This window comes from Streptomyces sp. NPDC015032 (assembly GCF_043080425.1).
Lineage (GTDB): Bacteria > Actinomycetota > Actinomycetes > Streptomycetales > Streptomycetaceae > Streptomyces.
Genome location: NZ_JBIBVN010000002.1, coordinates 15,036 through 27,206 on the forward strand (window position 1 = coordinate 15,036; position 12,171 = coordinate 27,206).

Below are 12,171 nucleotides of genomic sequence, written 5' to 3' on the forward strand. Positions count from 1 at the left end.
GCGTCCCCGTACGAGCGCGGCCCCGGGGCGTCCTGGAAACCGCCCGTCCGCCCGGGACCCCGCTCGTACGGCGGCGGGAACCGGACGGCGGCGGGAACCGGACGGCAACCCCATCAGTCGTTGGGGGTCCAGTACTCGATCAGTTTGCCCACTCCGTGCTCCACGCCCTTCCAGGAGCCGGTGAACTCCACGACGGCGAAGGCGGCGGTCGGGAAGCCGCCGCGGTTCATCCGGGCCAGGGCATCGCCCTCGGCCGATTCCGAGAGGGCGTCGGCGACCGCGTGCATCCCGGGGTTGTGGCCGATGACGAGCAGGTCGTGCACATCGTCGGGGGTCTCGTTGATCAGGGCGATCAGTTCGCCGGGAGACGCCTCGTACAGCCGCTCCTCGTACACGGTCCTGGGACGGTGCGACATCTCGTGCACCGCCAGCTTCCACGTCTCGCGCGTCCTCGCGGCGGTCGAGCAGAGGGCCAGATCGAGGACGATCCCGGAGTCGACGAGTTTGCGGCCTACGACGGGGGCGTCCTTGCGGCCGCGCTCCGCGAGCGGCCGCTCGTGGTCGGAGTCCTGCGACCATTCCGCCTTTGCATGCCTGAGAAGGACGATCCTGCGAGGTGTATCGACGCTCATACACCTCAGCTTCGCACGAAATGTGCCGCCCGGCGCAGGGTGTTGACGGGCTTCCGCGGGCTGCGCGGAAACCGTCAGCCGATCACCAGGGCCACGATTCGCTCAAACAACCGGCCGATCGCGGGGTCGGCCGGCGCGGCATGCGCGTCGTCGGATCCCACGATCATCAGCAGGAGCACGGCGAACGCGACCGCGGGCAGCGCGACGGCCCACCACGGCAGCCGGACCTCGATGCTGCCCGTCGCCGGCTGGGTGGACCGGGTGTGCGTAGGGGCCGACATGCCCGCCTCCGTGAGTCGTAGATTCTGATACCCAGAACCTACGGATGCGCGGCCGCCCGCCCCATCCGGCGGCCCACCCACTTCACCCTGACCCTGTCCCCCTAGGGGACGGTGGTGCTAGCCCCACCACCGGTGGCATCGGCCGTCCGCGGCCGCGTGGTTCAGGAAGGCGGGCGGATTCCGGGAGCGGGCGGGTTTCAGGGGGACGCGACCGAGGCGATCACCCCGATGACCACGGTGACCAGCAGCATCGCACCGAGCACGAGGAGGAGCTTCTTCTGACCGTTCTGGGGATTCGGGTCGAGCACAGGAGACATGGCCCCAGTCTCGCATCTCAAGCCTCGTCCTCGATCGTCCGGTCCCGCCCGGCCAGCACCCCGGCCGCCATCTGCGGCACCATGAGGCCCGCCATCAGCGCGATCGGCAGCCCCCAGCCGCCGCTGTGCTGGTGCAGCACGCCGACGAGCAGCGGGCCCGGGATCGAGATCAGGTAGCCGGTGGACTGCGCGAACGCGGACAGCCGGACCACTCCCGCGCCACTGCGGGACCGCATGCCGATCATGGTCAGGGCGAGCGGGAAGGCGCAGTTCGAGATGCCGAGCAGCAGCGCCCAGGCCCAGGCCCCGCCGGCCGGTGCGAGGTAGAGGCCCGCGTAACCGGTGAGGCCGCAGACACCGAGGACGACGACGATCGGACCCTGGTTCCTCATACGGGCGGCGACCCGGGGTATGACGAACGCGAGAGGCACGCCCATCGCCATGGTCACGGCGAGCAGAACACCCGCCGTACCGGCCGAGACCCCCGCGTCACGGAAGATCTGCGGCATCCATCCCATGGTGATGTACGCGGCGGTGGCCTGCAGGCCGAAGAAACAGGCGAGGCCCCACGCGGTACGGCTGCGGGTGATCCTGAGCTCCGGTGCGTCCCGGTGGTGGGCGGCGGGCCGCCCCGGGGCGTCGCGCCGCTCCCGTACCAGCGGAATCCAGGGCAGGATCGCCGCCGCGGCGAGCACGGCCCACATGCCGAGGCCCGCCCTCCAGCTGCCGCCCAGCGCACTGGTCATCGGCACGGTCACGGCGGCGGCGAGGGAGGTGCCGAGGGCCAGGGCCATCGAATAGAGCCCGGTCATGGAGCCGACGCGGTCCGGGAACCAGCGTTTGACGATCACCGGCATCAGCACATTGCTGACGGCGATGCCCATGAGGGCGAGGGCGCTCGCGGCGAGGAAGCCGGCCGTGCCGCCGACGAGCGGCCGGATCGCCAGACCGGCCGTGATGGCGATCATGCCGACGCAGACGATCGCCCCCGGGCCGAAGCGGCGGGCGAGGCGCGGCGCCATGACGCCGAAGACCGCGAAGCAGAGCGGCGGTACGGAGGTGAGGACGCCGGCGACACTGCCACTCATGTGCAGCCCGTCCTGCACCTCTTCGAGGAGGGAGCCGAGGCTGGTGATGGCGGGGCGGAGGTTGAGCGCGGCGAGGACGAGCCCGATGGCGACCAGCCGGAGCAGCCATGGGGAGGTGCTTGGAGTTGTCTGCATCGTCTGCACGGTCTGCGGGGCCCGCGAGTCTTGCGGGTCCGGGGATTTCGCCGGGGTGTCCACTGTGGCGGTGGGGCTCAGGGTCCGGTTCCGGTTCTGTGGCGGGATCTCGTCATCGGGCATGGGGTCATCATAGAATGATGGGATGATTGATTGTCCAATCCTCCGAGTACCGACCTGAGACCATTCATCACCGGGAGAGCACCCCCTTCCCCCTTCTCCCTTCTTCACCCCCTCACTTCTTCACCCCCTCACTTCACCCAGCAACCCGAGCAAGGAGCACCATGGCGCTGACGTCTCCGCGGCGTTCGGCACTCGCCGACCAGGTGATTGCCCAGCTGAGGAATCAGATCACCTCGGGCGAGTGGCCCGTGGGTTCACGGATCCCCACCGAGCCCGAGCTGGTGGAACAGCTGGGCGTGGCCCGTAACACGGTCCGCGAGGCCGTGCGCGCGCTCGCGCACAACGGTCTGCTCGACATCCGGCAGGGCTCGGGCACCTATGTCGTCGCCACCAGCGAACTGGCCGGGGTGATGCACCGCCGCTTCGCCACCGCCGATCCGCGCCATGTCGCCGAGTTGCGCTCCACCCTGGAGTCGTCGGCGGCACGGCTGGCCGCCGCCCGGCGCACCGAGCGGGACCTGAAGCAGCTGGACGCGCTCATGGCACACCGGGAGGAGACCTGGGCCGCGGGCGACGCCGAGGCATTCATCGCGGCGGACGCGACGCTGCACCTGGCCGTGGTCGCGGCCTCGCACAATGACGTACTGACCGGCCTCTACGCCGACCTGGGCGATCTGCTGCGCGACTATCTCAGGGGCGATGTCGGCCAGGAGCTGCGGCCGGAAAACCACGTGGACCACGGCCGGCTGGTCGAGGCGATCCGGGCGGGGGACGCGGAGACGGCGGCGGCCGAGGCCGCCAGTCATACGTTGAGCTGTCTGGTGGACCGGGTGTGAGGGGACGCGCCGGTGGACCGGGAGTGAAGGGGCGCGTCGCGCCGTGCCGCGGAGTACACCGGAGGAGCGTCGAAGGAGACGTCAGACGGAACCCTGGATCCGGTGGGTGATCCAGACCGAGCCGACTTCCTTCCAGCAGCGGTCGTCGAGCCGCACGGTCCGGCCCGGCCCCACGTCGACCGGGGCGGTGTCCCCGTCTATGTCCCACCAGCGGCCGCACTCGGTGTGCAGCTGCACGCGGTCGGTGGAGGGGTAGGGGTTGTGGCAGTAGGCGACGACCCGGGAGCCTCGGACCGACGTCCGGCATTCGGATCCGGCGGGGCCGGGCACGGGAGCGTCGGGCGCCGATGCCCCGGCCCCGGCCCGCCCCGCCGTGGACAGGGCGGATATGCCCACGGGAGCGACCAGTCCGGCCATGAGCACGGAGGCCGCCGGCAGGGCCCAGGTTCGGCGACGGGTGGAGCGCACAGCGACCTCCTCCCCGCAGCCTGACCGAAAGTCCGGTTCCACCACATTCTGCGGTGAGTCGACCATCTTTTCGACTTGAGCGGGCCGAGGCCGGGCGCAGACGTACGACGGCCGCGTACCGCCTGCTCAGAAGCGGTACGCGGCCGTGTCACAGCCTGTCGTACGGGGTCAGGCACCCATCATGTGCACGCCGCCGTCGACGTGGATGATCTCCCCCGTGGTCTTCGGGAAGAAGTCCGAGAGCAGGGCGACGACGCCGCGGCCGGCCGGCTCCGGGTCCGCCATGCTCCAGGACAGCGGGGAGCGGGTGTTCCACACGTCCGCGAGCTCGGAGAAGCCCGGGATGGACTTCGCGGCCATCGAGCCGATCGGTCCGGCCGAGATGAGGTTGCAGCGGATGTCGTCCTTGCCCAGGTCGCGGGCGAGGTAACGGGAGGTGGCCTCCAGCGCGGCCTTGGCCGGGCCCATCCAGTCGTACTGCGGCCAGGCGAACTGCGCGTCGAAGGTGAGGCCGACGATCGAGCCGCCCTCGCTCATCAGCGGCTTGCAGGCCATGGCGAGCGACTTCAGCGAGAACGCCGAGACGTGCATCGCGGTGGACACGGACTCGAACGGGGTGTTCAGGAAGTTGCCGCCGAGCGCGTCCTGCGGCGCGAAGCCGATGGAGTGCACGACGCCGTCGAGCGAACCGAGCTCGTCCCGGACCAGGCCGGCGAGGCGGTCCAGGTGCTCGGCGTTGGTCACGTCCAGTTCGATGACCTTGGCCGGCTTCGGCAGCTTCTTGGCGATGCGCTCGGTCAGCGTGGGCCGCGGGAAGGCGGTCAGGATGACCTCGGCGCCCTGCTCCTGGGCCACCTTGGCGGTGTGGAAGGCGATGGACGACTCCATCAGCACACCGGTGATGAGGACGCGCTTGCCGTCGAGAATTCCACTCATGGTGATCAGTGACCCATGCCCAATCCGCCGTCAACGGGGATGACGGCTCCAGTGATGTACGACGCGTCGTCGGAGGCGAGGAAGCGCACCGCGGCGGCGATCTCCTCGGGCTGCGCGTAGCGGCCGAGCGGCACCTGGGACACGATGCCCTTGCGCTGCTCCTCGGTGAGCACCTGGGTCATGTCGGTGTCGACGAAACCGGGTGCGACGACGTTGAAGGTGATGTTCCGTGAGCCGAGTTCACGGGCCAGCGACCGGGCGAAGCCGACCAGACCCGCCTTGGAGGCGGCGTAGTTCGCCTGCCCGGCCGAGCCGAGGAGCCCGACGACGGAGGAGATGAGGACGACGCGGCCCTTCTTCGCGCGCAGCATGCCGCGGTTGGCACGCTTGACGACCCGGAAGGTGCCGGTGAGGTTGGTGTCGAGTACGGACGTGAAGTCCTCCTCGGACATCCGCATCAGCAGCTGGTCCTTGGTGATGCCGGCGTTGGCGACCAGTACCTCGACCGGGCCGTGCTTGTCCTCGATCTCCTTGTAGGCCTGCTCCACCTGTTCGGCGTCGGTGATGTCGCACCGGACGGCCAGAACGCCCGCCTCGGTGAGGATCTGAGGGGGCTCGCCCGAGCGGTACGTGATCGCGACCTTGTCGCCGGTTTCGGCAAAAGCGCGGGCGATGGCGAGGCCGATGCCCCGGTTTCCTCCGGTGACGAGAACCGAGCGGCTCAACGGATCACCCTTTCGATAGCGGTCTGGTACCTCGAAAATCTATCGGTACCACCCGCTCCGAGAGCAATCGGCCCCTTACAGCGCCTTCCCCCGGGCGCTGTGGGGTTCCTACAGTCGTGTACTCATCGACCGGTCGCCGGTCCGCCGGGCGCGCTCCACCCGACGGGACAGCAGCGGCTCCCGTCCCACTCGGGTCGGGCGGCTCCCGGACGCACCCACCGTCACACGGCGACGGTCACCGGGGTGGTCGGGGCCACCTCTCTGTTGGTGATGACGAGCAGCAGATCACCGACGGTCGCGTCCGGCCCCAGGCCCAGTGCCGAGACAGGGCGTGCGCCCGGCACCTCGCGTGCGGTGACGGGCGTCAGGTGCAGTTCGTTCTCCCGGCCCTGGTAGGCGAGGATCACCGCACTCTCGTCGCTGCTGATGCGTGCCGCCACTTCGTCCAGCCGGTCCGGCAGTACGGCACAGATGACAGTGAGCCGCTGGCGCTCGGCCCTGGGGAACGCGGAGATCATCTCCAGCACGCCCGGCGCGGAAAGCGTGCCTTCCAGGAGCTGGGCGACGGCGGCACGGTCGCCCGAGCGCTCGTCCTCCGGCACGGCATCGACAAAACGCACGATCGGTAGCCCGTCGTCGAGCACCTGCTGCCAGCGCGGCAGCATGAAGTCGATGTGCAGGGCGTCTTCCCGGGTCGCTCCGGCGTCGCCGACGCTCTCACCGATCCCGGCCAGCCACGCGTTGACCTCGGCCCAGCGCCAGACGAGGGAGCGCCCGACCGTACCTTCCGGATCGGGGAACGCCCGGGCGTCATGACGCCGTTCGCCGTTCACCCATTGGAGGATGTTCTGACGGCTGCGGCCTGTCCGATCGGCGATGTCGGACGCTCCGACCAGATCCGGATCCAGCCGCAGCAGCCGCAGCGAGGGCAGTTCCTGGTGCAGCCGGACCACCAGGCGGTGCGCGGCGTCGATGGCACTGTCACCCGCCTCGGACACATCGAGCAGATGCTTGCCCCGATGGCGGGTGAGCAGCCCGTCGAACTCGTCGAAGATGATGCCGACCGCCACATCGTCGTCCACACCTACGCCGTCCACGACGAAGAGAAACTCGTATTCCATCGCGCCCTCGATCCCCCTTGTCCGTGCCTGCACAAACCTCCGCGCCAGGGTTCGCCACCCTCGTGAGGGCAGACTTACCCAGCACGGGTACGTTGTCAAACGACAACACCACTGCCGAGGGTGCGGCGCGGATCCCCCTCGGGGAGCGGGCAGAGCGCCGCGCGCCGTGCGATCCGGCGTGCCGCGCGACCCGCATTCGCTGCCGTACCGGGCACCGGGATGGTCAGACAGCCCCCTTCGGCACACGGGCAGTACAGCCGGGCCCAGTGCCCCTCCTTGCGCAATGTCCACCCGCCACTCACGAGCCGCTTGAGGACTTCTCGAATCTCTTTGTCCTGGTGATCCGCCGGTGACATATCGCGCCCGACCATCCACCATCTCCCCAACACTCGCCGCCGTCGCGCTAGTTGACTGTCAACTCGGCGTGACCGAGAGACTACCCCGCAGGGCTGACAATCGACGAAATCGCACGTCATTGCGGCAATTGGCCTCACCTTCGATCAATTACAGCCGCCACCGGACCCGCTGCCACCACGGGGCTCACCCGGCAGGGCAGGGGACCCGGCACCGGATCTGCTTGCCGATCGATGACCGGACCACGTGCCAGCCCGGCGCGAGCAGATCCAGCAGTGCGAGGCCACGGCCGGCCTCGGCCTCCGCGTCGTCCAGCGCGATGCCGCGACGGCGTGGAACGGTACGGGGGTCCGGGTCGTGGACATTGACCGCGACCCCGAAGGCCGCGGCGTACACCTCCACCACCACAGGCACGTGATCCCCGCAGGCCCGGACGGCGTTCCCGACGAGCTCCGACACGACGAGCTGCGCGGCGTCGGCCACGTCGCCCTGCACGCCCAGTTCGGCCAGAGCCTTGGCCGTGAGCTCACGCACGGAGCGGAGATTCGGGCCGGAGGCGCTGATGTGCGCCGCGAAGCCGCGACTCCGGCGGCGCACGTAGTACCCGACGGCGGGTGGCGGGGACTGCGGGTCGTGGTCTTCCTCGTCGGCCATGCCGAACATGACGCCTCCAGCCTGCGGCGCGGGGCCGCGGGAAGTTCCAACTTCCACTACACCGGGCAATTACGTTTGCACGGTGCGTGGCGATGAGTAGTGATGGTGCATGTCACCCACCCCGGGTCGCAAGTTTTCTACCTCCTTCGGTTATGACTTCCCGAAAGGCAGTCAGCACCGCCAACTGCTGAGGTATGACTGCGACATGCCCAACTCTCCCCTGGTACCGACCGTCCGGCGCCGACGCCTGGGATCCACGCTCAGACGCCTGCGGAACGGCGCAGGTCTGACCCTCGACGAGGCCGCTGTCGCCATGGGCTGGAAAGGCCCGAAGCTGTCGAAGATCGAGAGCGCCAATCAGGCCATCAGGCCCGGTGATGTCGCAACGCTGCTCGCGGTCTACGGGATCAACGATCCGGAAACGCTCAACGCCCTGGACAATCTGGCCAAGGACGCCGGCAAGAAGGGGTGGTGGCAGACCTACAGCGGAATCGTGTCCCCTGCCTACGCCGACTACATCTCGCTGGAGTCGGACGCCTCGCAGATCTGCGAATGGTCGCCACTGGTAATCCCGGGTCTGTTGCAGACCGCTGCGTACGCGCGCGAGAACATCGCGGGAATCACAACTTTCCGCACCGCCGACGAAGTTGCGGCACTCGCCGAGGTGCGGCTGGCCCGGCAGTCCGTGCTCACCCGGCCGGGAAGGCCGTTGGAGCTGTGGGCCATCATCCACGAAGCCGCGCTCCATCAGCGGTTCGCCGTCCGCCCCGCCACCATGCGCGACCAATTGCGACGCCTGCTCGATGCGGCGGAGATGCCCAACGTGACCATCCAGCTGATGCCGTTGGACTCCACTGCGCACCCCGGAGTCGTGGGCGGCTTCAGCATGGTCGGTTTCCCCGGCCCTGCCCCGGACGTGGTTCTGCTGGAAAACCTCAGCGGAGAGACCTACCTTGAGGGCGAAGAAGCGTCGCCCTTCGCGAAGGCGTTCGAGCGGATTCGTGCCACGGCGCTGTCCACGGAGGACTCGGTCGCACGCATAGCTGAGATGGAAGAAGGCCACAGGAAGTGAACGCGCCCGAAACGGAGCTGTTCGGACACGACCTCTCGAAAGCGGCCTGGCGCAGGTCCTCCGCCAGTGGAGCCGAGAACAACTGCGTAGAAGTCGCCAACCTCCCCGGAGGGGCAACCGCCGTACGCGACTCGAAGGACCCCGCACGCACCCCCCTGCGGTTCAGCGCCCCGGGGTGGGCCGCGTTCAGGGCGGGCGTGATCGACGGCGACCTCTGACCGGCCGGGGCGGCTCGCCCGGGAGACCTGCTCGCGGCCCGCGCCGAACCGGGTGACGGGCCCGGCGTGCTCGTCCGGGAAACCTGTGGCCGGTCGCCCTCGTCGCACGACATGGTTCACTGCGGACACATGCCGAAAAGACGGAGTACTACATGCCTCATGAGGTAGATCAGTCGTTCCTGGCCCTGCCGCTGCGGGCCCTCGCCGATGCGGCGCTCGCCCGCGCGCGTGCACTGGGGGCTGTCCATGCCGACTTCCGTTTCGAGCGGGTGCGCAGCGCGTCCTGGCGGCTGCGGGACGCCCGGCCCGCCGGGACCTCGGACACCACCGACCTCGGGTACGCGGTGCGTGTGGTGCACGGCGGGGCGTGGGGGTTCGCGTCGGGCGTGGATCTGACGATGGATGCCGCGGCGAAGGTGGCCTCGCAGGCCGTCGCCCTGGCGAAGCTGTCCGCGAAGGTGATCGCGGCGGCCGGGTCCGACGAGCGGGTCGAGCTGGCGGACGAGCCGGTGCACGGCGAGCGGACCTGGGTCTCGGCGTACGACATCGATCCCTTCGACGTACCGGACGAGGAGAAGGCAGGGCTGCTCGCCGAGTGGAGCAGCCGGCTCCTGGGCGGGGAGGGGGTCGCCCATGTGGACGCCTCGCTGATGACCGTCCACGAGAACAAGTTCTACGCGGACACGGCGGGCACCGTCACCACCCAGCAGCGGGTTCGGCTGCATCCGGAGTTCACCGCGGTCGCCGTGGACGGCACCACGGGTGAGTTCGACTCGATGCGGACGATCGCCCCGCCGGTGGGCCGCGGCTGGGAGTACCTGACCGGGACCGGCTGGGACTGGGACGACGAGCTGGAGCGGATTCCCGGGCTGCTGGCCGAGAAGATGCGGGCGCCGAGCGTCGAGGCGGGCACGTACGACCTGGTCGTCGACCCGTCCAACCTCTGGCTGACCATCCATGAGTCGATCGGCCACGCCACCGAGCTGGACCGGGCGCTGGGGTACGAGGCGGCGTACGCCGGGACCTCGTTCGCCACCTTCGACCAGCTGGGGAAGCTGGCCTACGGCTCCCCCGTGATGAATGTGACGGGCGACCGCACCGCCGAGCACGGGCTCGCGACCGTCGGCTACGACGACGAGGGTGTCGAGGCGCAGTCCTGGGACCTGATCAAGGACGGAACACTCGTCGGATACCAGCTGGACCGGCGGATCGCGAAGCTGACGGGTCTGGGCCGGTCCAACGGCTGCGCGTACGCGGACTCGCCGGCCCACGTCCCCGTCCAGCGGATGGCGAACGTGTCGCTGCGGCCGGAGCCGGGCGGGCTGTCCACGGAGGACCTGATCGGCGGGGTGGAGCGCGGGATCTATGTGGTCGGCGACCGGTCCTGGTCCATCGACATGCAGCGGTACAACTTCCAGTTCACCGGTCAGCGGTTCTTCCGCATCGAGAACGGCAGGCTGGCCGGTCAGCTGCGCGATGTCGCGTACCAGGCCACGACGACGGACTTCTGGGGCTCGATGGAGAAGGTCGGCGGCCCGCAGACGTATGTCCTGGGCGGCGCCTTCAACTGCGGCAAGGCCCAGCCGGGCCAGGTCGCGGCCGTCTCGCACGGCTGCCCCTCCGCCCTCTTCCGGGGCGTGAACATCCTCAATACGACGCAGGAGGCCGGACGATGAACAGTCACCACGGAACCGGCCGAGGGTCCGGCCCGCGGCGCAGCCGCAATCGGATGCAGTGTCCCCCGGGACAGCACAGTCTCAATACGACGCAGGAGGCCGGACGATGAGCCGCGTCAGCAAGCCGCACGAGATCGTCGAGCGGGCGCTCGAACTGTCCACCGCCGACGGTTGTGTGGTCATCGCCGACGAGGAGTCGTCCGCGAATCTGCGCTGGGCCGGCAACGCGCTCACCACGAACGGCGTGACGCGGGGGCGGACCCTGACCGTCATCGCGACCGTCGACGGTGCGCAGGGCACCGCGTCCGGCGTGGTGTCGCGGTCCGCGGTCACCGCCGACGATCTGGAGCCGCTGGTCCGGGCCGCCGAGGCCGCCGCGCGCGGGGCCGGTCCTGCCGAGGACGCACAGCCGCTGGTCAGCGGGGTTCCCACCTCGCCCGACTTCACGGACGCACCCGCCGAGACGGGCTCGGACGTCTTCGCGGAGTTCGCCCCGGCGCTCGGTGACGCCTTCGCCCGGGCCCGGTCCGGTGGCCGTGAACTGTACGGCTTCGCCCACCACCAGCTGACCTCGACGTACCTCGGTACGTCGACGGGGCTGCGGCTGCGCCACGACCAGACGAACGGGACGCTGGAGCTCAACGCCAAGTCCCCCGACCGGTCGCGGTCGACCTGGGCGGGCCGCTCGACGCGCGACTTCAAGGACGTCGACCCGGCCGAGCTCGACGCGGAGCTGGCGCAGCGGCTGCGCTGGGCGGAGCGCCGGATCGAGCTGCCCGCCGGGCGGTACGAGACGCTGCTGCCACCGACCGCCGTCGCCGATCTGCTGATCTACCAGCTGTGGTCGTCGACGGCCCGGGACGCCGCGGAGGGCCGGACGGTGTTCTCCAGGCCGGGCGGCGGGACGAGGCTCGGCGAGATGCTGTCCGAGCTGCCGTTGTCGCTGCGCAGCGACCCGCACGCACCGGGCCTGGAGTCGGCGCCGTTCGTGATCGCCCATGCCTCCGGGGACGGTGCCTCCGTCTTCGACAACGGGCTGCCGCTGACGTCGACCGACTGGATCCGGGACGGCAAACTGGAGCATCTGACGACCACCCGGCACACGGCGGGGCTGACCGGGATGCCGGTCGCGCCGGCGATCGACAACCTGGTGCTCGACGGCGGGGGTGAGCGGTCCCTGGACGAGATGGTGGCCGCCACGGCCGGCCGCGGACTGCTGCTGACCTGCATGTGGTACATCCGGGAGGTCGATCCGGCGACGCTGCTGCTGACCGGGCTGACCCGCGACGGGGTGTATCTCGTCGAGAAGGGCGAGGTCGTCGGCGAGGTGAACAACTTCCGGTTCAACGAGTCGCCGGTGGACCTGCTGTCGCGGGCCGCGGAAGCGGGCCGTACGGAGAAGACACTGCCGCGCGAGTGGGGCGACTGGTTCACCCGGGCCGCCATGCCCGCGCTGCGGATCCCGGACTTCAACATGAGCTCGGTGAGCCCGGGCGTGTGACCCGCCTAGACTTGCTGTTGCCATTCGACGCGCA

Annotated in this window: 14 protein-coding genes; 5 read left to right on the top strand and 9 right to left on the bottom strand. The window is 69.7% G+C overall.

The genetic code is table 11. The features are described from left to right. Positions 1-113: 113 nt before the first annotated feature. From ACF08M_RS02955 to ACF08M_RS02970, 4 genes are all read right to left on the bottom strand, one after another. On the bottom strand, positions 114-632 hold the full coding sequence (locus tag ACF08M_RS02955; RefSeq protein WP_392183469.1) for a SixA phosphatase family protein: 519 nt from the start codon (positions 630-632) through the stop codon (positions 114-116). A gap of 74 nt (positions 633-706) precedes the next feature. Then, positions 707-913, bottom strand: a complete 207-nt coding sequence (locus ACF08M_RS02960) for a hypothetical protein (RefSeq protein ID WP_392183470.1) — start codon at positions 911-913, stop codon at positions 707-709. 197 nt (positions 914-1,110) lie between these two features. Beyond that, positions 1,111-1,221 (bottom strand): SGM_5486 family transporter-associated protein, encoded by a 111-nt coding sequence (locus ACF08M_RS02965; protein WP_392183955.1) that lies wholly within the window; start codon positions 1,219-1,221, stop codon positions 1,111-1,113. Positions 1,222-1,247: 26 nt separating this feature from the next. Beyond that, positions 1,248-2,576 (bottom strand): CynX/NimT family MFS transporter, encoded by a 1,329-nt coding sequence (locus ACF08M_RS02970; protein WP_392183471.1) that lies wholly within the window; start codon positions 2,574-2,576, stop codon positions 1,248-1,250. A gap of 161 nt (positions 2,577-2,737) precedes the next feature. Here ACF08M_RS02970 and ACF08M_RS02975 point away from each other — a divergent pair, with 161 nt between their 5' ends. Then, on the top strand, positions 2,738-3,412 hold the full coding sequence (locus tag ACF08M_RS02975; protein ID WP_392183472.1) for a FadR/GntR family transcriptional regulator: 675 nt from the start codon (positions 2,738-2,740) through the stop codon (positions 3,410-3,412). A gap of 81 nt (positions 3,413-3,493) precedes the next feature. Here ACF08M_RS02975 and ACF08M_RS02980 read toward each other — a convergent pair whose 3' ends face one another. From ACF08M_RS02980 to ACF08M_RS03000, 5 genes are all read right to left on the bottom strand, one after another. After that, positions 3,494-3,880, bottom strand: a complete 387-nt coding sequence (locus ACF08M_RS02980; protein ID WP_392183473.1) for a hypothetical protein — start codon at positions 3,878-3,880, stop codon at positions 3,494-3,496. Between the two features lie 168 nt (positions 3,881-4,048). Continuing rightward, positions 4,049-4,816: an enoyl-ACP reductase FabI gene (gene fabI / locus ACF08M_RS02985; protein WP_392183474.1), complete on the bottom strand. Its 768-nt coding sequence runs from the start codon at positions 4,814-4,816 to the stop codon at positions 4,049-4,051. Between the two features lie 5 nt (positions 4,817-4,821). Continuing rightward, a complete protein-coding gene (gene fabG / locus ACF08M_RS02990) occupies positions 4,822-5,541 on the bottom strand; it encodes a 3-oxoacyl-[acyl-carrier-protein] reductase (protein ID WP_392183475.1) in 720 nt (239 codons plus the stop codon). Between the two features lie 221 nt (positions 5,542-5,762). Continuing rightward, entirely contained in the window at positions 5,763-6,662 is a 900-nt protein-coding gene (locus ACF08M_RS02995) for a helix-turn-helix transcriptional regulator (protein ID WP_392183476.1), read from the bottom strand. 540 nt (positions 6,663-7,202) lie between these two features. After that, positions 7,203-7,679 carry an ATP-binding protein gene (locus ACF08M_RS03000; RefSeq protein WP_392183477.1) on the bottom strand — a complete coding sequence of 159 codons (477 nt, stop codon included), beginning with the start codon at positions 7,677-7,679 and terminating at the stop codon, positions 7,203-7,205. Positions 7,680-7,875: 196 nt separating this feature from the next. On the opposite strand from ACF08M_RS03000, the gene ACF08M_RS03005 reads away from it, so the two are divergent. The 4 genes from ACF08M_RS03005 (at position 7,876) to ACF08M_RS03020 (ending at position 12,137) form a co-directional block, all read left to right on the top strand. Further along, the gene (locus ACF08M_RS03005) at positions 7,876-8,742 is read left to right on the top strand and encodes a helix-turn-helix domain-containing protein (RefSeq protein ID WP_392183478.1); all 867 of its coding nucleotides are present in this window, start codon (positions 7,876-7,878) and stop codon (positions 8,740-8,742) included. Continuing rightward, on the top strand, positions 8,739-8,960 hold the full coding sequence (locus tag ACF08M_RS03010; RefSeq protein WP_392183479.1) for a DUF397 domain-containing protein: 222 nt from the start codon (positions 8,739-8,741) through the stop codon (positions 8,958-8,960). The genes ACF08M_RS03005 and ACF08M_RS03010 overlap by 4 nt, the downstream gene beginning before the upstream one ends. A gap of 152 nt (positions 8,961-9,112) precedes the next feature. After that, positions 9,113-10,636, top strand: coding sequence for a TldD/PmbA family protein (locus ACF08M_RS03015; RefSeq protein ID WP_392183480.1), 1,524 nt, complete (start codon positions 9,113-9,115; stop codon positions 10,634-10,636). Positions 10,637-10,742: 106 nt separating this feature from the next. Then, entirely contained in the window at positions 10,743-12,137 is a 1,395-nt protein-coding gene (locus ACF08M_RS03020) for a metallopeptidase TldD-related protein (protein ID WP_392183481.1), read from the top strand. The last annotated feature ends 34 nt before the right edge of the window (positions 12,138-12,171 follow it).

Coding starts and splice junctions, on each gene's coding strand:
- ACF08M_RS02955 (WP_392183469.1), bottom strand. CDS start 632: ATGAGCGTCGATACACCTCGCAGGATCGTCCTTCTCAGGCATGCAAAG.
- ACF08M_RS02960 (WP_392183470.1), bottom strand. CDS start 913: ATGTCGGCCCCTACGCACACCCGGTCCACCCAGCCGGCGACGGGCAGC.
- ACF08M_RS02970 (WP_392183471.1), bottom strand. CDS start 2,576: ATGCCCGATGACGAGATCCCGCCACAGAACCGGAACCGGACCCTGAGC.
- ACF08M_RS02975 (WP_392183472.1), top strand. CDS start 2,738: ATGGCGCTGACGTCTCCGCGGCGTTCGGCACTCGCCGACCAGGTGATT.
- fabI (WP_392183474.1), bottom strand. CDS start 4,816: ATGAGTGGAATTCTCGACGGCAAGCGCGTCCTCATCACCGGTGTGCTG.
- ACF08M_RS02995 (WP_392183476.1), bottom strand. CDS start 6,662: ATGGAATACGAGTTTCTCTTCGTCGTGGACGGCGTAGGTGTGGACGAC.
- ACF08M_RS03000 (WP_392183477.1), bottom strand. CDS start 7,679: ATGTTCGGCATGGCCGACGAGGAAGACCACGACCCGCAGTCCCCGCCA.
- ACF08M_RS03005 (WP_392183478.1), top strand. CDS start 7,876: ATGCCCAACTCTCCCCTGGTACCGACCGTCCGGCGCCGACGCCTGGGA.
- ACF08M_RS03015 (WP_392183480.1), top strand. CDS start 9,113: ATGCCTCATGAGGTAGATCAGTCGTTCCTGGCCCTGCCGCTGCGGGCC.
- ACF08M_RS03020 (WP_392183481.1), top strand. CDS start 10,743: ATGAGCCGCGTCAGCAAGCCGCACGAGATCGTCGAGCGGGCGCTCGAA.